The following is a 21,790-nucleotide window of genomic DNA, read 5'->3' as shown; positions in this document are numbered from 1 at the left end:
AGTTCCTGCGGATATGATCCAGATTGATCGGAAAACGCTCTAAAGCCCGGCCCTCAGCTGTTGCCGGAATCCTCGGCTTCGGCTGCAGGGTTTCGCCGCTCGATCCGGATGAGCATGTCGAGGAGCAGCGAACGCTCCGCAGGCTCCATGTCCGACAGCATGCGGTTTTCGTGCGTTGCGATCCGCTGCAACGCGTCTGCCATCACCGCCTTGCCAGCCGGCGTCAGCGTCAGTGTCAACGCGCGGCGATCGTTCGCATCGATGGCCCGTTCGATCCACTGGTTTTCGACCAGTTCGTTGATCAGCGCCACCATGTTCGCGCGCTTGATCCCCAGCGCGCGTCCGGTGGCACCCTGATTGATGCCGGGATTGGCTGCAATGATTGACAGCACAGCCAATGGGACCTGGCGCACGCCCGTACCTTCCATCGCCGACGTGAAATCCGCTGAGAAAGCAATCCATGCTCTACGAAGACGATAGCCAACCAGAGATTCCAGGGCGCCGAGATGCGGTTGTTCTGCAGACATATTTGGCTGCAAGCCACGTTTCCCGCGCGCCGTCAATCAGCAGAGCCTTCAAGACTCCAGCCAACCTCCGCTGAAGCCTGCCTGGATCAGTCCGCGGCGGATCGCGGGCACGGAACGCATGATGCGCCACACGAAATCATTGCGGTAATTTGCCGCCATCAGCAGGATCGGTCCCTGATCGATGCCGAGATAATCGTCATCCACCCAGCCGCGCACCGGGTCCACCTTGCCCTTCACCGGTTCGGGATCGGTGTATCGGAAGCTGGGATTGAATGAATCCAGAAAGCCATATTGCCCATAGAGGATGTCGCCATAGTCGCGTCGCATTCGCTCCGCGCAGGGGAGCACGATTTCGGGCGCGAAGGGCAGGCAGCCCAGTGCCGCCGTGGGCGCAAGGGTACCATCGTCGCGCTCGTCTGGCATGCCCAGCGGTCCGCGGGCCGAATAGGCGAAGAACTCCCGCGTCCCGCCCTTGAACGGCAGTTTGGTATGGCCTGGCCCGTCGCAGGCGGTGATGCCCCATAGATCAGCCGCATAGCCTTCCCACTGCAGCGGATTGGCTGTGCAATAGGCGCGCTGCGCGTAGGCGGCACGGCGGCTGTTCTCGAAGTAATCCATGCCGGCGGCTTGCATCGCGGCATCGCGAATGCCGCGAAAGTCGATCCAGACATGGCTGTACTGATGCCCGAACAAGGGAGCGAAGGCGAGATGGCGGGTAGAGCCTTCGCCGCGCCAGACCTGCTGGTAGGGCGCTGTCCAGGCTTCCCAGCTGTTCGGCGCCAGCGGGTGATTGGGGGCACCCAAGCCAAGGACATAGACGAACATGCCCTCATTATACCCTTCCCAGTTTCGCGCGATGAAGCCGCCGCCGGGATGCCAACCCATTGAAATCGCTCTGCGTCCGTCCTGGAACCAGGTCCAGTCGGCGCGGGCGTAGATTGCCTCGGCGAGGCGCCGTATCTCCGCCTCCCGGCTGTCGCCGCCATCGAAATACTGGCCGGCGAACAGCACGCCCATGAACAGGATCGTGCTGTCGACGCTGGAGAGCTCGACGTCGAGAAAGCGGTGACCCTGCTCCATGTCGAGAAAGTGGTAGAAAAAGCCCTTATAGCCCGCATTGCCGGTGGGTTCCGGTCCCTGTGGCGCTTCCCAAAGGAAGCGAAGCGTCGTCAGCGTCAGGTCGCTTGCTTCGGCGCGGGTGCACCAGCCTCGCTCTACTCCGACGGGATAGGCGGTTAGCGCGAAGCCAATCGACGCGATCGAGCAGAAGCTCTCCGAGGGCCAGCGATCCGGCACCAGTCCGTTTTTCCGGTTCACGCGCTCCCAGAAGAAGCGGAAGGTGCGCTCCTCCAAGTCGGCATACCAGTCGGGGAGTGCCGGGCCGGCGGGGGCGGCTCCACCTGCCCGGCCTAGTGTGCCCGCACAACCGGCCAGCGCCGTGCTGCCGAGGAACAGGGTCGAAGCCGATAGCAGGGCACGGCGGTTCAGCTGCAGCGGTTGCGGCTCCTCCCGAAAAAGCGGGGCGGCACGATCGGCGCCGCCCCGAGCGGGGGGAAACTGTTCATTTTGCGCCGCAGCGGTGCTCATGAAACCGGTTACATATTTTGCAGCACGAGAAGAAGCAGTTTTGAAGATCGGCATATCGAGACTCAGTTGTGAAGGCTTTGAGCGGTCGTGCCGCGAACGATGAGTTCGGGCGTCAGCAATGTCTGTTCGGCACCCTGCGCCTTGCCTTCGATCTGATCGACCAGCCGTGCAACGGCGCGCGCGCCTAGTTCGGCGATGCGGACCTGCACCGTGGTGAGGCCAAGATACCGGGCGAGGGGAACGTCGTCGAACCCGGCGACGGCGATCTGCTCCGGCACGGCGATCTGCGCACTGCGCAGCCCGTGCAGGCAGCCGAGCGCCATCATGTCGTTGGCGGCGAATACCGCGTCACACGCTATCTCGCCCGCAGCAATGCGCCGCGCGAGCGCTTCGCCGGCGCCTTCGTTGAAATCTCCAGGCAGGACCACCGGCGGCACATTCGGCAGCAGGCGGTGCATCGCCTGGCGATAGCCTTCGGCTCGTTCGCGTGCGTCGATGTTCCCGGTGGGGCCGGCCAGGTGCACGATCTGCCGGCAACCGGCTTCGACGAGGTGGCGCACCACGGCCTCCGCGCCGACGTGATTGTCGACGCGCAGCGATGCGCGGGCCTGCTTGGCTTGCAGGCAATTGATCAAAACCGCCGGTAGCCCGGGCGACAGCGCATCGGCCAAAAGATCGGGGGCGATATGCGGTGCCATCACCAGCAGCCCGTCGACGCGACCGCGCATCGCACGCAGCGCCTTCATCGCACGATCGCCTTCGTCGTGCATATTCGATAGCAGCAGCAGATACCCGCGTCGGCTTGCCTCACGGTCCATGCCGCGGACGCACTCGGAGAAGAACTCGCCGTGCAGATCGGGCAGCACCACGCCAATCGAATGCGCGCGCGCCAGGCTCAGGCTTCGGGCACCCGCGTGGGGCACATAGCCGAGTTCCTCGGCGGCGGCGAGGATGCGTTCGCGGGTGTCGCCGCGTACATTATTAAGGCCGTTCAGCGCGCGGGATACCGACGCCACCGAGACCTGGGCTCTCGCCGCTACGTCACGAATCGTGGCTTCGGCCATGCGAATGCTCTCCTTATATTTATCGCGGCGCGCAATGTTTCAGGCTAGATCGGCGATTGCAATCCCGGTCTTACGCAAGCTATGTAACCGGTTACGGCTTGCCGCTACAAGCCCGAATTGGCGATCACGGCGGCGTTTAGGCAGAGGGTTTCAGGCGAATGTTGGACGGCAGGATTTCACGGCGCGCGGCGCTGCTCGGCGCGGGTGCGATGGCCGCATGGATGCACAGCCCGGCAAAGGCCATGCTGATGGAGGCTGCGGCGTTGCCGGTGCCGGCATTCATCGATGCACTGGTCGCGAAGATGACGATCGCCGAAAAGGCCGGGCAGCTGACTATCATGCCCAGCGCGTGGGGCGGCAGCGCTGCCACGGCATTGAATCCGCCCACCAACGGGCCCAGCTTCGAAGCCCAGTTGGAAGAGGTGCGCCAGGGCCGGATCACCGGCGTGTTCAACGGCAATGGCGCCGAGATGGCCCGCCGCATGCAAGGCGCGGCGATGCAGTCGCGGCTGAAGATCCCGCTGATCTTCGCGGCCGACGTGATCCACGGCCACCGCACAATCTTCCCGATCCCACTGGGCGAAGTCGCCAGCTTCGAGCCTGATCTGGCGGAGCGCACCGCCCGCATGGCAGCGTTCGAGGCCGCCGCCTCGGGCATCGATTGGACTTTCGCGCCAATGGTCGACATCGCCCGCGATCAGCGCTGGGGCCGCGGTATGGAAGGCGCGGGCGAGGACGTGCTGCTCGGGGAGATGTTTGGCGCCGCTCGTGTTCGCGGTTTTCAGGGCAAGGACCTCACTTCAGCCGAAGCCGTGCTCGCCTGCGCGAAGCACTTCGCCGCCTATGGCGCTGCGGAGGCGGGCCTCGACTATAACACCGTCGATATCTCGGAACGCACGCTTCGCGAAGTATACTTGCCGCCGTTCAAGGCCGCGCTGAACGCGGGTGTGCTTTCCTTCATGGCTTCGTTCAACGAGATCGCAGGCATTCCTTCCACTGGCAACCCATGGCTGATGCGGACCTTGCTGCGCGAGCAATGGGGTTTCCAAGGCCTTGTCGTGTCCGATTACACGGGTGACATGGAACTGATCGATCATGGCTTCGCGGCCGATGCGCGCGACGCGGCCAAGATTGCCTTCCTTGCCGGTGTCGACATGAGCATGACGAGCGGCTTCTACCGCGATCACCTCCCCGATCTTGTTGCCAAGGGCGAAGTGGACGAAGCGCTGGTCGATGCCTCGGTTCGGCGGGTGCTGGCATTGAAGGCGAGGTTGGGCCTGTTCGATAATCCCTTCCGGCGCATCGATCGCAAGCGCGAGCAGGCGCGCACGCGCACGCGCACGGCAATCGATCTGGCGCGCGAGTCGGGGCGCAAGTCGATCGTGCTGCTCAAGAATGACGGCGATCTGCTTCCGCTACCCAGGGCCGGCAAGAAGATAGCGATCATCGGGCCGTTCGCGGCCGGCGCCCATGACCTGGTGGGTCCGTGGGTGGTCTATGGCGACGATACGCACGCTGTCGATCTGGCCAGCGGTGTGAAGGCGGCGGTGCAAGACTCGTCACTTGTCACCATCGTCGAAGGCTCTGGCGTAGAAACGGCGATCGGGGGCGGCATCGAAGCCGCCGTCGCGGCCGCCCGCGCGGCGGATGTCGTCCTGTTGGCGATCGGTGAGTCGCAGAACATGTCCGGGGAGGCGCAATCGCGCGCAGAGATCGTGCTGCCAGCACCGCAGCAGGCGCTCGCGGAGGCGGTTGCCGCGACCGGGAAGCCTGTAGTCGTGGTGCTGAAAAACGGCCGCGCGCTTGCGTTGGAGGGTGCAGTTCGCGACGCGCCTGCGATTCTAGTGACTTGGTTTCTGGGCAGCGAGACGGGCAACGCGATCGCGGATGTGCTGTTCGGTGCCTACAGCCCGTCGGGCCGCCTGCCGTGCAGCTTCCCGCGCTCGCCCGGTCAGCAGCCCTACCATTATGCGCACAAGCCTACCGGCCGGCCGAACCCTTCGGACGAGAAGCTCGAGCCGTACAAGGCGCATTATCGCGGCATCCCGAACTCGGCGCTGTTCCCGTTCGGCCACGGGCTCACCTATGGCCGGATCGACTATGCCGATCTGCAGGTGGCGCCGCAGATGGGATGGGACGGCGAACTGCTCGTAAGCGCGACGATCACCAATCGCGGCAGCCGCACTGCGGAGGAAGTCGTCCAGTTGTACATCCACGACGTCACCGCCAGCGTTACTCGGCCGGTGCGCGAATTGAAGGCGTTCCGGAAGCTGCGTCTCGAGGCCGGCAAGTCCGAGCGCGTGACCTTCCGCATCCGGCGCGAGCAGCTCCAGTTCATCGGCAGGGACAACGTGCCGGTGGCGGAGCCAGGGCGCTTCGATCTGTGGATCGCGCCTTCGGCGGAAGGAACGGGGCTGAAGGGCAGTTTCGAACTGCTGAAGGGGTGATCTCTACGGCGCCCCTGCCACGGGGCGCCGTTCTTCACGTTGCATCAAGCGGCAGGCGTGCTGAGTTTCCAATAGGTTGCATAGCGCTCATGCGCGATTCGATGATAGGGGATCAGGCGGACGGATCGCCCATCGGCCGCCGGAATGGTGAACTCCAGCGGGCGGGAAGTCGGCCGGATCTTTGCCATCAATGCGGCCGGCTCGCCCGTCAGCATCGGCACGGCAAAGGGCGTATCATTGTAGCTGCCATAACGACGTTCGTTGACGATGATGTCGGCACCAGGTGCGAGCCCGTCCTGGCCTAGCGCGCCCGCGAGAACCAGCGGGCCATAGGTGAAGGCGACGATATCCGGGGCGGCCGCCGCGCGCTCGACCCCGGTTTCCATCGTTAGGCGAAGTTCGACGCGGTCGCCGTCACGCCAAGTGCGCCGAAGGTCGATATAGCTGCCGGGGGCAATGGAGCGCATCGCCTGCTTCCCGTTCACCAGTACGGTTGCGGAACGGCTCCAACTGGGATGCCGCAGCTTAAGCGCTAGATCGACGGGTCGATTCACGCGCCAGCCCAGGAGCGTGTTCGGCGTCTCCGGGAAGCTGGTCTCCTGCGTCAGTACTGCGCCCTTTTCGCGCCAGCGCACCGCAGAGGGGATGAACAGGTTCACATAGAGTGACTGGTCATCGCGGAAGTAAATGGAATCGCGATATTTTACATGATTTTCCATTCCGGTGCCGGTGCAGCACCAGAAGGAGTCCTCGGGCGTATGATACAGCTTCATGTATCCGGGGCGGGCACCCTGGAAATAGGTGCACATCCCAGTGTCCGGATCCTGTGAGGCGAGGATGCCGTTATATAACGTACGTTCGTAATAGTCTGCGTATTCGGCGCGGGGCTCCTGCAGGAATAGCGCGCGCGTGAGCTTTAGCATGTTGTGCTGGCCGCAAGTTTCCGAGCCTTTGGCAGAGAAGACCCGCTTCTCGAAATCGGCCATGGCGAAGAAATGCTCGTTCTCGCCGTGCCCGCCGGTAGCGAACGAGCGAGTGTGCGCTACGGTTTTCCAGAAGAAGCGCGCAGCATCGTGGTAGCGTTCATCTCCTGTCGCTTCATAGACGCGCTGAAACCCCACCACTTTGGGGATCTGGGTATTGGCGTGCATGCCGTCGAGATGGTCGAGGCCCCGAGCCAGTGGTTGCAGCAAAGCCTTTTGCGAGAAGCGCTCCGCTAGAACCCGATACTCTTGTTTGCCGGTTATCGCGTAGAGATCGGCATAAATCTCGTTCATGCCGCCATACTCGGTTTCCAGCATGGCCTCGAACTCGGCGTCGGAAAGGGGCTTCGTCGCCACGACACCCCAGTCGGCGAGGCGCAACAATACAGTGCGCGACACCGCGCTGTCGGCCAATACTGCGCCGTCACGCAGACCTGCATAGACTTTGTGCAGCGTGTACCAGGGAACGCCGGTGATCTTCTCTCCGCGCAAGTGCGTGGCCAACAGTGCCGCGCCCTTCGGAAAAGCGCAAACCAGCCCGCTTTTCGCCGCGTCCTGACACGCGCTGAGTTCGTCCGCGATATAGTCGATCCGCTGCTTGTAGCGCACATCTGCCGTCGCTCGATACGCGAGGGCGCAGGCAGATAGATAATGGCCGAGCGTATGGCCGTGGCAGTTGATGTCCTCCCAGGTCGGCTCGGATTCCCATCCCCCATATACCGGCGCCTTAGGCTTGAGCCCCGCATTGACGCGGAAGTTGTGCAACATCCGATCCGGCTGCAGGCGCAGCAGATAGGCTTCTGTCGCGCGCTGCGCATGGAGGAACGGGCTTTCGGCAAGGTCGACATCGGTGAGATCGAAAGCTTGCAGCTTCGCTTGCGCACTTGGGGGCATGGCTTGGGGAGGCGATGCTTCCGATGCAGCAGGCAAGCTTGCCCAGGCTCCCGCCACGATAGCGCCGAAACCACTGCTGGAGAGGAAGGTGCGGCGTGAAGTATGTACGCCGCCCATGTGAACAGGCATTCCCAGACTCTCCTTCGATCATATTTACTCAGAGTAACAGATGCGGGCGCAAGGCCAAGCCTAATGATGGTGTCTGTTGCCACGCTTGGATCTTGAACGAGAATGCCGGAGGCGAAGCTGGTGCGAAGGGCGACGATTTGCCCTCCGGATTACGCCGGACAAGATGCTCGGTGAGGTAAACCGTTGTGCCGGTGACAAGCCGACGTATCGCTTCCCGCGGTAACACGAAAAACGGCGCCACCGCTGGTGCGGGGCGCCGTCTTCTTGTCGAGCCGCTTGGGCTAGGCCCTTGGGCCTTGCGTTTAGCGCTGGCTGACGGGCACGTAGTCGCGCTGCGTCGGGCCGGTGTAGAGCTGGCGCGGACGGCCGATCTTCTGCTCGGGATCCGAGATCATCTCGTTCCACTGCGCCACCCAGCCGACGGTGCGAGCCAGGGCGAACAGCGCGGTGAACATCGTCGTCGGGAAGCCAATCGCGGACAGGATCACGCCCGAATAGAAGTCGACGTTCGGGAACAGCTTCTTCTCGACGAAATAGTCGTCCTTCAGTGCCATTTCCTCGAGCTGGAGCGCCACTTCGAACACCGGGTCCGTCACGTTGAGCGCGGCGAACACTTCGCGCACCGTCTTCTGCATCACGGTCGCGCGCGGATCATAGTTCTTGTACACGCGGTGGCCGAAGCCCATCAGGCGGAACGGATCGTTCTTGTCCTTCGCGCGGGCGATGAACTCGGGGATACGCTCCGGACGGCCGATCTCGTGCAGCATGTTGAGCGCCGCTTCGTTGGCGCCGCCATGCGCCGGACCCCAGAGGCAGGCGATGCCGGCCGCGATGCACGCGAACGGATTGGCGCCCGACGAACCGGCGAGGCGCACGGTCGAGGTCGAGGCGTTCTGCTCGTGATCGGCGTGGAGGATGAAGATGCGGTCCAGCGCCTTCTCCACCACCGGGTTCACTTCATATTCCTCGGCCGGAACGCCGAAGGTCATGCGGAGGAAGTTGCCGGTGTAGCTCAGGTCGTTCTTCGGATAGAGGAACGGCTGGCCGACGCTGTACTTGTACGCCATGGCCGCGATCGTCGGCATCTTGGCGATCAGGCGGTGCGACGCGATCATGCGCTGCTGCGGATCGGTGATGTCGGTCGAATCGTGGTAGAATGCCGAAAGCGCGCCGACCACGCCACACATCACCGCCATCGGGTGCGCATCGCGACGGAAGCCTCGATAGAAGGTCGCCAGCTGCTCGTGCAGCATAGTGTGGCGGGTAATCGTATTCTCGAACTTCGAGAGCTCTGCCTGCGTCGGTAGTTCGCCGTTCAGCAGCAGGTACGAGACTTCCATGAAGCTCGAATTCTCGGCGAGCTGGCCGATCGGGTAGCCGCGGTGGAGCAGCACGCCCTCGTCGCCGTCGATGAAGGTCAGGCCCGACTCGCAGCTGGCGGTCGATGTGAAGCCAGGATCATAGGTAAAGGCGCCGGTCTGGGCATAAAGCTTGCGGATATCGACGACATCGGGGCCGGTGCTGCCCTTCAGGACGGGATATTCGACGTCTTTGCCTCCAACGTGCAGCTTGGCGGTATCGCTCATTTTGTCGTCCTTTCCTTCGACCCGTTTTCAGGCGGGCGTACGCATCTGATCTGCGATGCGGGCGAGGCTCTCCTCACGTCCCAGCAGCGCCAAGACATCAAAGATACCCGGCGAGGTTCGGCGTCCGGTTAACGCCGCACGCAATGGCTGCGCCAGGTTGCCGAGCTTCACGCCCGCTTCGTCAGCGACGGTGCGTCCCGCCGCTTCGAGCGCCTCCGTATCCCACGTTGCCAATCCGTCAAGCGCGGTATGCAACCGAGCGAGCAGGAGACGCGCATCGCCCTCTAGCAGAGCTGCCGCTGCCTCGTCCATTTCCAGTGGGCGGGTGCGAAAGAGAAAGCCTGCGCCATCGGCCAGTTCAAGGAGATTGGCGGCCCGCGGCTTCAGTGCCGCCATGCTGCGACGCAGAAGGTCCATTTGCGCGTCGCTGATTTCGAACGTCAGGCGTCCGGCTACCAAATCTGCCAGCTTCGCATCATCCGACTGCCGAATGTAATGGCCATTTAGGTTCTCAAGTTTCTTGAGATCGAACCTGCTTGGTGATTTTCCGACACCAGCTAAATCAAACCATTCGATCGCCTGCTCGCGGCTGATGATCTCGTCGTCGCCATGGCCCCAGCCCAAGCGGAGCAGATAGTTAGACACCGCCTCGGGGAGCAGGCCGAGTTCGTCGCGATAGGCATCCACACCCAGCGCACCATGCCGCTTGGAGAGCTTGGCGCCATCCGCCCCGTGGATCAGCGGGATATGCGCATATTCCGGCTCGTTCCAGCCCATTGCGCGGTAGATGGGAAGTTGGCGAAACGCGTTGTTAAGATGATCGTCTCCGCGGATCACATGCGTCACGCCCATGTCGTTATCGTCGACGACCACAGCCAGCATATAGGTGGGCGTGCCGTCCGACCGAAGCAGAACGAGATCGTCGATCTCCGCATTCTGCACGGTCACTTCGCCCTGAACGTGATCGCGAATCGTCACGGCACCTTCGGTCGGCGCCTTGAGACGGACGACATGCGGCATCGCCGGATCGCCATCGGTGCGGTCGCGCCAAGGGGAGCGGATGCGCAGCGGCTTCTTGGCGGCTTCCGCTTCCGATCGCATCGCGGCGAGTTCGTCCTGCGTCAGGTAGCATCGATAGGCGGCACCGCGCGCGATCATCTCGTCCGCGACTTCGGCGTGCCGAGCGGCGCGGGCGAACTGATAGACTTCATCGCCGTCCCAATCCAGGCCGAGCCAGCGAAGCCCGTCGAGGATCGCCTCAATGGCCGGTTGGGTCGAGCGTGCGCGATCGGTGTCCTCGATACGCAGCAGGAACTTGCCGCCATGGTGACGGGCAAACAGCAGGTTGAACAGCGCGGTGCGCGCGCCGCCGATGTGCAGGAAGCCGGTGGGCGACGGTGCGAAGCGAGTTACGACGGGCTTGGCGCCGTTGGTATCTGTAGTTGCGCTCAAGCGCGGCTGCTCCCAGACTGTTGCATTGATGGCCAGTTCAGCCGCCGAGGCCCCTAGCACGGGGTTCCGCGCCCTTCAAATGGGAGTGGCGAACCGCTTCCCGAAAGGGCAGCGCGGCGTGGAGGCGTGGCTGGAGGCCGAACGCGGCCAGATCATTCTGTGGCTGCCGGTGGCGTTCGGGGCGGGGATCGCCGCCTGGTTCGCAATGCAGAGCCCCGCGCAGTGGATCGGGTTTATGTGCACGGCGCTTGCGATCGCCGCAGCGGGTATGATCGCGGCGGGCCGGGCGGGGCGCGTGTTGCTCGTCGCCGGGCTGGCATCGGCGCTTGGTTGCGGGATGGTGTGGTTGCGCGCCGAAGCGGTTTCCGCTCCGGTGCTCGCGCGACCGGTGGCGGTATCGTTCGACGCCACCGTTCGGCAGGCGGACGCCTTTGCCGCGCGAGGCGTGACGCGGCTTGTGCTTGAACCGATCGGCCGGGCAGACCTGCCGCCGCGCCTGCGGGTGAATGTCGATATGGCCGGCGTGCCGGAAGGGCTCGCGCCCGGCGCACGGGTAGCGCTGCGGGCGCGGCTGGTGCCGCCACCGCCGCCTTCCGTGCCCGGTACATATGACTTTCGCCGTGTCGCATGGTTCAACCAGATTGGCGCGACGGGAAAAGCGTTGGGCTCGGTGAAGATGCTGTCCAGCGAAGCATCCCGTGGACCCGGCCTTCGTGCCCGGCTGTCCGCGCACATCCAGTCGCGCTTGTCCGGGAGTGCGGGCGGTATCGCCACGGCGCTAGTAACAGGAGACGAAGGCGCAATCGACGAAGTCGACGGGGAGGCGATGCGGCGCGCGGGGCTGGCGCATCTTCTGTCGGTCAGCGGGCTGCACGTGACGGCTGTGACGGGCGCGACGATGCTGATCGTGCTCCGCGTGCTTGCCCTCAGCCCCTCCCTGGCCCTGCGCGTTCGGTTGCCGCTGGTGGCAGCGGGTGCTGCCGCTTTGGCGGCGATCGGCTATACCTGGCTGACCGGCGCACAGGTGCCCACGATCCGATCGTGCGTCGCCGCACTGCTCGTGCTTGCGGCGTTAAGTCTTGGCCGTGAGGCCGTAACGCTGCGGCTGGTCGCGGCCGGAGCCATGGTGGTGTTGGCGCTCTGGCCCGAGGCGCTGGCGGGCGCCAGCTTTCAGCTCAGCTTCGCTGCGGTCGCCGCGATTGTCGCGCTGCACGAAAATGTGAGAGTGCGGCGCTGGTGCGAGCGTCGTGAGGAGGGGCGTCTGCGGCGAACGGGCCGCAGCCTGGTCGCGCTGCTGCTCACCGGCTTTGTGGTGGAACTGGCGCTCATGCCGATCGGGCTGTTCCACTTCCACAAGGCAGGGCTGTACGGCGCGTTTGCCAACCTCGTCGCCATTCCGTTGACGACCTTTGTCGTGATGCCTTTGGAAGCGCTTGCGTTGCTTCTGGACTGCGTGGGGCTCGGCTGGCCGGCATGGTGGTTGGTGGGCCGGGCGCTCGCACTGCTGCTCGTGCTTGCCCATGTGGTGGCGAACGCGCCGGGATCGGTCGCGGCGCTGCCGGTGATGCCGGGCGCCGCGTTCGGACTGATCGTGTTTGGCGGACTGTGGATCGCTCTTTGGCGGACGCCAATGCGAGTGGCAGGCACGGTGCCATTGGTGGCGGGGCTTGCCTGGGCCACGCTTAGCCCGGTCCCCGATCTGCTGGTCACCGGCGACGGACGCCATCTCGCCATAAGAATGCCCGATGGCAGTTTTGCGTTGCTGCGCGACGGCGCGAAGGCATTCACCCGGACCGCGTTAAGCGAGATGGGGGGTGTGGAAGAAGGCGCGTTGACGCTTCTCGCCCAGCGCCCCGAGGCGCGGTGCAGCGCGGATCTGTGCGTGGCGGATATCGCGGCAGATGCGCGGCGTTGGCGCATCGCGGCAACCCGCAGTGGATATGCGATCGCTTGGGGCGAATTAGTTGCGACATGTGCGGCAAGCGATCTGGTGGTCAGCGAACGCCGCCTGCCGCGTGCTTGCCGTCCGCGCTGGCTGTTGCTCGACCGTACGGCGCTGAACGAAAGCGGCGGAGTGGCCATCGCCTTTGCCGGGCGGTCGATCCGCAGCGTCGAAACCGGCGCACGTCATCCCTGGCTTCATCCACGGACTGTGCAACCACCGTTCAAGGCGGTAGAGACGCATCCATGATGATCCGGATACTGGTGGCAGCAGCCGCACTTACCGTCGCACCTTCGGCGCCTGCGCAGCAAACCGACTGGGTAAAGGTCCGTGCCGAATGGAACCAGCCAATGGCGCCGTTCCGAATCCTGGGCAACGTCCACTATGTCGGCACTGCCGGAATCTCCGCCTATCTGCTTACCAGCCCACAGGGGCATATTCTGATCGACGGCGGCATGGCGGAAAGCGCTCCGCTGATTGCCGCCAATATCGAGAAGCTCGGCTTCAAGCTGGCCGACGTGAAGATTCTGCTGGTGAACCATGCGCATTGGGATCACGCGGGCGGTCTTGCGGAACTGAAGCGGCGCACCGGCGCACGCCTGCTTGCCAGCGCGGCCGAAGTGCCTGCTCTGGAGTCAGGCAGGTCGGATTATCGACCGGACATCAGCATATCGGCACCGGGCGTGAAGGTGGATGGCGTGCTCAAAGATGGCGAGGAGATCCGCCTCGGCACAAACACGCTGGTGACGCACCTGACGCCGGGGCACACCAAGGGTTGTACCAGCTTCAGCACGCAGATCCCTTCCGGTGGCGACAGCCTGACCGTGCTGTTCGCGTGCAGCCTGAGCGTGGCCGACCAGCCCCTAACGCCGGGGCATGGCTATGACGCGGCACCTGCTGACTTCCGCGCCACTTTTGCCAAGCTGCGCGCCACCCAGGCGGACGTGTTCCTCAGCTTTCATGCCCAGCAATTCGACCTCGCGCTCAAGCGTGCGAAGCAGGTTGCTGGCGACACCGAAGCCTTTGTCGACCCGGGCGAACTGCGTCGCCGCGTCGACGCCGCACAGGCCGCGTTCGACGCGGAGATGCAGCGGAAGACAAATAGGTAGTATCCAGGTCCCGTAATACGACCTGCGGTACACCATGGAACTCTGCCCGCGGAAGCCGAATGCATTGGAGACTCGTCTCCATTCATGCTGACGCCGAAAATGCGATCGGGCCCCGGCGTTTGCCGGAACGACGGGTTTGGCGATAAGGTCCGGTCAGGGCTGCTTAAGATACGTGACTGGTTTCTTATAGTGATCCGTTTGCAACGCCCTATTTGGCTGCCCGATGTTGTTCCTTGAAGATGGTCTGTACAATTGTGGCTCGCATACTGGATGCGACTTGATTGGCTTGCGCCGAGTACAGACCCTTTAGGTAACCGCGATCGAATGCGGTCATCTCGCTGGGCGAACTGGTGACGCCCTCATTGAACAGCGCTAGGATGGTGTCCTTGCCCGTCGCACGCTCCGGACGCACGCCAGCCAGCGTCCGCATCGCAAGGTAATCGCCTATTTGACGCACGGTTTTGCCGAACAAAGCGGATCTTTGGACCAACACGATAGATGCGATCACGTCTCGCCGGGTCGCGGACATGATGTTGGAAGCTGTGGTCCGTCTCAAGATGCCGCCTGCATCGATGGACTCTCCATCGGCGTTTTTGACTTCGATATTGCTCCAGGCGCGAACTGGGCCTCGCTCTTTCACGATCATATCGATCTGGGAAGGCGAGCGATTTCCGAAGACCCACCACCTACGGCGTATCAATCGGGCAATCTCTGCATCAACGCGATCGACGAAGAGGATGACGATGTTCGGCTTGCAACCGGGGCCGGCCAGTTTCAGTCCCGCCCGTTCGGCGCTCTGCGCAAGACGGTCGCCGATCTCTTCAAGAACAGGTCGATCGAGTCCGACACTTCCGAAGCAGACAGAATCCTGAAATCGATCTAAGGGATCCAGAAACGATACTTTAGGTGTTATCGCGCGGGCGAGTGACCGAACTTCGCTTTCTGTTGGCAGAGGAGCGCCCTTAACAATGATCGAATCGTTGGGAGGTACAGGGTCCCTCTGGGCGCCAGGAGCAGCCGTCACCAAAGGATGGCTTTGCTGCGCTTCGGCCACGCTGGACAGGAGTAGTCCTGATAACACGACCAACAAGGGCGCACGCATAGTTCCACGCTCCATTCGCTGTCAGCGGACGGCGCTCATCATAGCCTGTTGTTGTTCGAAGGAAACGAGCAAACCAACAGGCTGCCCTCAGCTTGCCGGGCAGCATGTATCGAAGAACTAGGCGGGCGCCTCGAAGGGGCGCCGCTCGCTATTAACATAAACGCGTTAGTAGCGTCGCAGCAATCCCGAGAGCCGCCCCTGCACGCGCACCTGATCGGGGCGATAGCGCTGCGGCGAATAGTCCCGATTAGCGGGATCGAGCCGGACCATCGTGCCTTCCTTGCGAAAATATTTGAGGGTCGCCTCGGCATCGTCGATCAGGGCGACGATGATCTCGCCATCCTTCGCGGTCTCGGTGCGACGGATCAGCGCATAATCACCGTCTAGGATCCCCGCTTCGACCATCGAGTCGCCGGCTACTTCGAGCGCATAATGTTCGCCGGTGCCAAGCAACGCAGCAGGCACGGGCAGCATCGTCGAGCCTTCCAGCGCTTCGATCGGGGTACCGGCGGCGATTCGGCCATGCAGCGGGATTTCGATCACGTCGTTCGCAGCGGCGGGTGGCACGGCGGGGGCGGCCGTCGGCTTCGCCGTCTTGGTGATCGGCTTGCGTTCGCCCCGTTCCGGCATACGCAGCACCTCGAGCGCGCGGGCACGGTTGGGCAGGCGCCGGATGAACTCGCGCTCTTCCAACGCGCTGATCAGGCGGTGCACGCCCGACTTCGACTTTAGATCAAGCGCCTCCTTCATCTCCTCGAACGAGGGCGACACGCCGGTTTCGGCAAGGCGGTCGGCAATGAAGCAGATCAGCTCGTGCTGCTTGCGCGTGAGCATCCAATCCTCCGGGTCTAGAACAGACTGCGAACGTTTATGCAATGTTCCGGCGGGCTGTCAAGCGATCTCGAGGATTTCTACTGTGTCACCGGCTTTTGCCATCGGTGCAAAGGGTTCGCGAACGATCAGGCAGGTGCTTCGGGCGAGGGTCCGCAGCATCGAGCTGTCCTGCACCGTGGAAGCGAACACTCGACCGTCGACCAGCGCCGCGCGGAGATAATCGGTGCGGGGGCCATTGGCAGGGAGTTGCTCCCCAAGTTCGGCGCGCTGCGTGCGCGGCAACGGATCGGTCGCCCCCGCCCATGCTGCGATCACGGGCCGTACGAAGAGCATGGTGGTGACGAATACCGACACGGGATTGCCAGGCAGGCCCAGCACCGTCATGGAACTGCGCCGTCCTGCCATCATCGGCTTGCCGGGCCGAAGCGCGATCCGCCAGAAGTCGATGGTGGCGCCTGCGGCTTCAAGCGCGGGGCGCACCAGATCATGATCGCCGACCGAGGCGCCGCCGCTGGTGACGAGCAGATCCGCCTCGACGGCACCGAACGCCGCCTGCAATGCGTCGAGACGATCCGGCAGGATGCCCAGATCGATCAGCTCCACGGGCAGATCGGCGATCTGCGCCGCCAGCATCGCCCGGTTGGATTCGGGAAGCTGCGCGGGACCGACTGGTGCGCCCGGCGGCACCAATTCGTCCCCGGTTGCCGCGATCGCCACGCGAACCGGGCGGTAAACGGGCAGCGTCGCATGGCCTGCGACGGCAGCGAGCGCCAGCCGCGCCGGAGTCAGCCGCTCACCCGGGGCAATCAGAATGTCCGCTTCCGCGAAATCCAGGCCGCGGCGGCGCACGTTGCGGCCCTTATGCGCGGGGCCTTCGCCGTCGAGGCGCAGCGTATCCCCCGCGCGGGCGGCTTCTTCCTGGACCAGAACCGTGTCCGCGCCATCGGGCAGGGCGGCTCCGGTGAAGATACGCACCGCAGTGGCTGGGGTAACGTTTCCCGGAAAGGCGGAGCCCGCTGCGCTCTCGCCTATGACCTGCCAGGGGCCGGGAAGATCCTCGAAGCGAATGGCATAGCCGTCCATCGCCGACAAATCGCTGTCCGGTTGGGTTCGTCGCGCGACGATTGGTGCCGCCACCCACCGTCCCGCCGCCTGCGCGAGCGGCACCATTTCGACGGGCGTTCGATCGGCAAGCGCGAGCAGTCGCGCCTGCGCTTCGGCAATGGGGAGCAGCGCCATGCCTACCGCTTGGCGGCACGGGAGGCAGGATGCAAGGGGCCTCAGTCGCTGGGGATGGTCGCGGCGAGGGTGCGCAGGTCCTGGTCGCGGAGCGGCATGCGGAAGTCTGCAAGGGTGCGACCGTGGCTGGTTCGCACCACGCGTGCCGGTCCGCCGCCGATATCGGGCAGAGCGATCCACAGCGAGGCGCCGGGGCTGAAGCCGTGCGCGGCTTCGAACTCCACCTGCCGCGCGGTGACGGCGTGCACCCGGCAGTTCCACCAACGCACGCCTTCTCGCACCCGGCCCGGCGCGTCGAGCCGCAGCGCGAGCCCGTCGCGCAGCAGCCCGCCGAGAAGCGGTCGCGGCCGGGCCGATTGTGGCGCATGTTGAAGCCCGCGCAACCAGGGGAACAGCGTCTGCCAGCCAAGTTCTTCGACAAAGGCGATGCCGGCGGCGCCGCCGCGCACCCAGCGCACTGTGCCATCCAGTGGGCGCAGCCCGTCAAAGGTTAGTCCCACCTTCTCCTCGACTTCCAGCCGAGCGGCTTCCACGCCGATACCGCCTTGCGAAATATTGTGCATGGCGAGTTGTTCGATCATGCCATTGCAGTGGACGCCAACGGTTTGTCGCAGCTCGATACGGGGCAGTCGTCGATCGCCGACCGTAGCGCGGGCAAGGTTACGCGCGACCAGCCCGAGGACGTCCAGAGGGGCCTCGAAGGCAATGCCGTTTTCGTCGCCATCGCACCACAGGCTGCGGCCGGATATCGGTTCCATGCCGTCGAGTAGCAGGCTGAGCGGTTGCTGTGCGGGCACCGGCGTGTCGCTGCGCAATCGTGCGCCGCACGGTCCGATCCAATGCAAGCCGCAGGCAAATGCCTGTCCGGCATGCTCGAGTTGCACTGAATCAAGGCGAGCGCCGGCTGCCGCGCCGCCGCCCCGCGGGGCTGGTAGATCGGCGATCAGGCTGAAAACCGTCGCGGACGTCTGCGCCAAATCCATCATATCTCCCCGTCCGTCGGCGCGCACCATGGCGGGGGAGGGCTAAAACAGGGTTAAACAGCCGGGTTGGAAAAACCCTAAGCGCGGAGGCCTACGCTGATCGCCGCCTGCACTTGCGGGGCTTCCGACGACACCACGGGATAGGCGCAATAATCGGCGGCGTAGAAAGCACTCGGTCGGTGATTGCCGGACCAGCCGATGCCGCCGAACGGCGCCGCCGAGGAGGCGCCGTTGGTAGGCTTGTTCCAGTTTACGATCCCTGCACGGATTCGTGCCCAGAATTGTTCGTACAAACCCGCATCGTCGCTGATCAGGCTGGCGGATAGGCCATAGCGCGTGTTATTCGCCGCCTCGATCGCGGCATCGAAGCTTGCCTCTCGAAATACTTGCAGCACGGGGCCGAAAAGTTCGGCGTCCACCGTCTCGCGCGCGTCCGTCATGTCGATCACACAGGGGGTGAGGAACGGCCGATCCGCGACGGGGCGCCTCAACGGGCGCAGCAGCCGTCCGCCGAGCGCCACCAGCTTCCCGACACTTTCGACCAACATGTCGGCCGCGTGATTGTCGATCACCGGTCCCATGAAAGGCTGGGGCACATCATGCGGCGCGCCGACGATGATCCGGCCGATCAGCGCATCCAGTTCGGCCATCAACGGATCGAATTGCGTCTCGTCGACGATCAGGCGGCGAGCAGCGGTACAGCGCTGGCCAGCCGAGGTGAAGGCGGACTGCACCACCAGCGCTGCCGCCGCAGTGAGATCTTTCGAGTCCCAAAGGAGGATGGGGTTGTTGCCTCCCATCTCTAGCGCGAGGATCTTTTCCGGGTGATCGGCGAACTGGCGGTTCAGCGCCAAGCCAGTCCCCGCGGAGCCGGTGAACAGCAGGCCGTCGATGCCGGGATGCCCCGCTAGCGCCTTGCCCACATCGGCGCCGCCGACGACCAGCCGGACGCAGGCTTCGGGGACCCCCGCCGCGAGATAGCAGTCGACCAGGAACGCCCCGGAGGCTGGCGTCTTTTCCGAGGGTTTGAACACCACAGCATTGCCGGCGAGCAGCGCGGGCACAATGTGGCCGTTCGGCAGGTGCGCGGGAAAATTATACGGCCCGAGCACCGCGAGCACGCCATGCGGCTTGTGGCGCAGCGCCAGCCGGCTGTGGGCGGGGGCGTCGAGCTGCCGCTGGCCGGTGCGCTCCGCATGGCTGGCGATCGAGATTTCGACCTTGCCGATCACCGTATCGACTTCGGTGCGGGCTTCCCACAGCGGCTTCCCGGTCTCGCGGGCGATTAGATCGGCAAAGGCTTCCGATCGCTCGCGGACCACCGCGGCGAAGCGGCGCAGCGCCGCCACCCGCTCCCCCAGCGGCCGCGCCGCCCAGAGCGGCCAGCCCGCTCGCGCAGCCGCGACTTCCGTGTCCGCATCGCCGACGGGACGGCGCCACAGCAGCGCACCGGTGGCGGGTTCGATCGAAACTAGTTCCTGCTCGGGCATGGCTCTTCTGATATCGTTGTGGGGCGCAAGAGATGGCCAGGCTTCTGCCTGAATCCGGTTCGTCAGGCCAGTGCCTGACCCATCGCGCGGATGGCCGCGACCTTGGCATGCAGCGGCCCCCAATCGTCGCGATCGGCAATCGCGGACCAGATCGACTCGACCTCGTCGATCAGCATCGATTGCGGCGCGCCCCGCCAATAAGGATTGGCTGACCGATCCTTCCGCGCCCGATACGTGGCGAGCAGGCCCCGCACGGGATCGAATTCGGGTCCATATCGATCCGGCAGCTGCCCGCCGAACACGTCGAAATAGAAGCTGTCGAGCGGTGCCCCGCTCTGCTGAAGCGCGCGTTCTACGGCGCCTGCGAGCGCGCGATCATTGGCCTCGTCGCGCGGCGCCAGCCCCATCCGCCAGAGGATCGCCTGGGCCTGCTCGCGATGAAACGCATCGGCAAAGCCCTCCAGCGCGTCGATCAGCGGCGCTTCCTCCGCAATCAGCCGCAGCGAAATGGCGAGCTGCATCGCATCCCAATAGATCGCCTCCGCCTGCCGCCCGAAGGCATAGAGGCCAGTCTGATCGAAATAGGCCGCGACGAAATGCGGAGCCCAGCTCGGCGTAAAGCGCCAGGGGCCATAATCGAAGCTCTCGCCGGTGACGTTGATATTGTCGCTGTTGAGGACGCCATGAACGAACCCCGCCCCCATGAACCGGCCCGCCATGCGGGCAGTGCGCGCCACCACTCCTGCCAGCAGCCGGGCCGGGGCATCCGGCCCGTCGCCTTCGCCGAAATATCGCTGCAGCACATAGGCGGTGAGCGTGCGCAGCCCCTCCAGATCCTGGAACGCCGCAAGCCGCTGGAACGCGCCGATGCGGATGTGGCCGTGGCTGAGGCGGACCAGCACCGAGGAGCGGGTGGGCGAGGGCTCGTCGCCACGGTGGAGCGCCTCCCCGGTTTCGATCAACGAGAAACTGCGCGAGGTTTCCACCCCCAGCGCCTCCAGCATTTCGGTCGCGAGGATCTCGCGTACGCCGCCCTTCAGCGTCAGCCTGCCATCGCCAAAGCGGCTATACGGTGTCTGCCCCGACCCCTTAGTGCCGAAGTCCATCAGCCGGCCGCGATCGTCGGTCATCTGCGCGAACAGAAAGCCGCGACCGTCGCCGATCTCGGGATTGTACACGCGGAACTGATGACCGTGATACCGGAGCGCCAGCGGCTGCGGCAGGCTGCCCGGCAGCGGTTCGAATCGGCCGAAATGGGCGATCCATTCGGCATCGCTCAAACCATCGAGACCGACCGACGCCGCGGCGCGATCGTTGCGGAAGCGGAGGATCGTCTGCGGGAAGCGCGCCGGGCGAACCGGATCGAAGAAGCCATCCCCAAGGCTGAGGATCGCCTGTTGCGGAGCGAAGGCCATGCGGCGATATGGGGGACGATGGGTGACCGGCGCAACTATTCCGACGGATATTGGTGGTCGAAAGACGGCCTGCGGCTGCATTATCGCGACTATCCGGGCCGGAAAGATCGCCCGCCCGTCCTGTGTTTCCCGGGGCTTACCCGCAATGCGCGCGACTTCGCCGATTTAGCCGCGCGGCTTTCCGGCGATTGGCGGGTGCTGTGCGTCGAGTTTCGCGGGCGCGGCGAAAGCGCCTATGCCAAGGATCCGATGAGCTATGCGCCGCTTATCTACCTGCAGGATGTCGAGGCGCTGCTGGCCGAGCTGAAGATCGAGAAGTTCGTCGCAATCGGCACGTCGCTCGGCGGCATCGTGACAATGCTTCTGGCGGCTACCGATCGGGGCAAGCTGGCGGGCGCGGTCCTGAACGACGTGGGGCCGGAGCTGAACCCGCAGGGGCTTGCGCGCATTCGGAGCTATGTCGGGAAAGCCGCATGGTATCCCACCTGGATGCACGCGGCCCGGGCTATGGCGGAGGCCAACGCCGATGTGTATCCCGACTACGGGATCGAGGAGTGGCTGGGAATGGCCAAGCGGCTGCACCGGGTGAGTAGCCAAGGCCGCATCGTGCTTGATTACGACATGAAGATCGCCGAGCCGTTCCGTGTGCCGGGCAACGAGGCGGGGCCGGATATGTGGCCGACGATCGACGCGCTTGCCGGCCGTCCGCTGCTGGTGGTGCGGGGCGCGCGATCGGACATCCTGCGCGCCGAAACCGCCGACAAGATGGTCGCGCGAGCGCCGGGCACCGAACTGGTGACGGTGGAGCAGGTGGGCCATGCGCCGACGCTCGACGAGCCGGAGGCGGTGGCGGGTATCGAGCGGCTGCTGGCGAAGGTGGCATAAGATACGCCGCAGGCCAGGGAGGCTTATCGCACATGCGTGGCTGGCGTTCTGCATTCCTAGCTGCGAAGGAACGGCGCGACGGAGCCGAATACGATCTTGGCGCCCCATCCTAACGGATGACG

16 protein-coding genes are annotated in these 21,790 nt (G+C 64.5%); 4 read left to right on the top strand and 12 right to left on the bottom strand.

Annotated features, from left to right (window positions below):
- Positions 1–53 precede the first annotated feature (53 nt).
- From B215_RS19445 to B215_RS0102255, 3 genes are all read right to left on the bottom strand, one after another.
- Positions 54–539: a MarR family winged helix-turn-helix transcriptional regulator gene (locus tag B215_RS19445; protein ID WP_026008854.1), complete on the bottom strand. Its 486-nt coding sequence runs from the start codon at positions 537–539 to the stop codon at positions 54–56.
- Positions 540–575: 36 nt separating this feature from the next.
- Entirely contained in the window at positions 576–2,114 is a 1,539-nt protein-coding gene (locus B215_RS0102260; RefSeq protein WP_019368006.1) for a glucoamylase family protein, read from the bottom strand.
- Between the two features lie 62 nt (positions 2,115–2,176).
- Positions 2,177–3,178 (bottom strand): LacI family DNA-binding transcriptional regulator, encoded by a 1,002-nt coding sequence (locus B215_RS0102255; protein WP_019368005.1) that lies wholly within the window; start codon positions 3,176–3,178, stop codon positions 2,177–2,179.
- A 158-nt stretch (positions 3,179–3,336) separates the two neighbouring features.
- On the opposite strand from B215_RS0102255, the gene B215_RS0102250 reads away from it, so the two are divergent.
- Positions 3,337–5,625, top strand: a complete 2,289-nt coding sequence (locus B215_RS0102250) for a glycoside hydrolase family 3 N-terminal domain-containing protein (protein ID WP_019368004.1) — start codon at positions 3,337–3,339, stop codon at positions 5,623–5,625.
- Between the two features lie 44 nt (positions 5,626–5,669).
- Here the strand turns inward: B215_RS0102250 and B215_RS0102245 are convergent, their stop codons facing one another.
- From B215_RS0102245 to gltX, 3 genes are all read right to left on the bottom strand, one after another.
- A complete protein-coding gene (locus B215_RS0102245; protein WP_019368003.1) occupies positions 5,670–7,502 on the bottom strand; it encodes a glycoside hydrolase family 127 protein in 1,833 nt (610 codons plus the stop codon).
- Positions 7,503–7,933: 431 nt separating this feature from the next.
- Positions 7,934–9,217: a citrate synthase gene (locus tag B215_RS0102240; RefSeq protein WP_019368002.1), complete on the bottom strand. Its 1,284-nt coding sequence runs from the start codon at positions 9,215–9,217 to the stop codon at positions 7,934–7,936.
- Between the two features lie 27 nt (positions 9,218–9,244).
- Positions 9,245–10,669, bottom strand: coding sequence for a glutamate--tRNA ligase (gene gltX, locus B215_RS0102235; protein WP_026008852.1), 1,425 nt, complete (start codon positions 10,667–10,669; stop codon positions 9,245–9,247).
- 79 nt (positions 10,670–10,748) lie between these two features.
- Between gltX and B215_RS0102230 the strand changes: the two genes are divergently transcribed.
- Together B215_RS0102230 and bla are read left to right on the top strand one after the other, a co-directional pair.
- Positions 10,749–12,860 (top strand): ComEC/Rec2 family competence protein, encoded by a 2,112-nt coding sequence (locus B215_RS0102230; protein ID WP_019368000.1) that lies wholly within the window; start codon positions 10,749–10,751, stop codon positions 12,858–12,860.
- Positions 12,857–13,720 (top strand): subclass B3 metallo-beta-lactamase, encoded by an 864-nt coding sequence (gene bla / locus B215_RS0102225; RefSeq protein WP_019367999.1) that lies wholly within the window; start codon positions 12,857–12,859, stop codon positions 13,718–13,720. Before B215_RS0102230 ends, bla begins: the two co-directional genes overlap by 4 nt.
- 208 nt (positions 13,721–13,928) lie before the next feature.
- Here the strand turns inward: bla and B215_RS21160 are convergent, their stop codons facing one another.
- The 6 genes from B215_RS21160 to B215_RS0102195 all read right to left on the bottom strand — a co-directional run bounded on the left by B215_RS21160 (position 13,929) and on the right by B215_RS0102195 (position 20,783).
- Entirely contained in the window at positions 13,929–14,774 is an 846-nt protein-coding gene (locus B215_RS21160; RefSeq protein ID WP_156804350.1) for a hypothetical protein, read from the bottom strand.
- A gap of 213 nt (positions 14,775–14,987) precedes the next feature.
- The gene (lexA, locus tag B215_RS0102215) at positions 14,988–15,656 is read right to left on the bottom strand and encodes a transcriptional repressor LexA (RefSeq protein WP_019367997.1); all 669 of its coding nucleotides are present in this window, start codon (positions 15,654–15,656) and stop codon (positions 14,988–14,990) included.
- Positions 15,657–15,713: 57 nt separating this feature from the next.
- Positions 15,714–16,895 (bottom strand): molybdopterin molybdotransferase MoeA, encoded by a 1,182-nt coding sequence (locus B215_RS0102210; protein WP_019367996.1) that lies wholly within the window; start codon positions 16,893–16,895, stop codon positions 15,714–15,716.
- A 41-nt stretch (positions 16,896–16,936) separates the two neighbouring features.
- A complete protein-coding gene (locus B215_RS0102205; RefSeq protein WP_236704448.1) occupies positions 16,937–17,878 on the bottom strand; it encodes a PilZ domain-containing protein in 942 nt (313 codons plus the stop codon).
- Between the two features lie 77 nt (positions 17,879–17,955).
- On the bottom strand, positions 17,956–19,368 hold the full coding sequence (astD, locus tag B215_RS0102200) for a succinylglutamate-semialdehyde dehydrogenase (RefSeq protein WP_019367994.1): 1,413 nt from the start codon (positions 19,366–19,368) through the stop codon (positions 17,956–17,958).
- Between the two features lie 62 nt (positions 19,369–19,430).
- Entirely contained in the window at positions 19,431–20,783 is a 1,353-nt protein-coding gene (locus B215_RS0102195; RefSeq protein ID WP_026008850.1) for a protein adenylyltransferase SelO family protein, read from the bottom strand.
- 18 nt (positions 20,784–20,801) lie between these two features.
- Between B215_RS0102195 and B215_RS0102190 the strand changes: the two genes are divergently transcribed.
- On the top strand, positions 20,802–21,668 hold the full coding sequence (locus B215_RS0102190) for an alpha/beta fold hydrolase (protein WP_026008849.1): 867 nt from the start codon (positions 20,802–20,804) through the stop codon (positions 21,666–21,668).
- The last annotated feature ends 122 nt before the right edge of the window (positions 21,669–21,790 follow it).

This window comes from Sphingomonas sp. ATCC 31555 (genome assembly GCF_000282895.1).
GTDB lineage: Bacteria > Pseudomonadota > Alphaproteobacteria > Sphingomonadales > Sphingomonadaceae > Sphingomonas.
The sequence above is the reverse complement of the archived record's forward strand: the minus strand, read 5'-3'. Positions and strand labels throughout refer to the sequence as shown.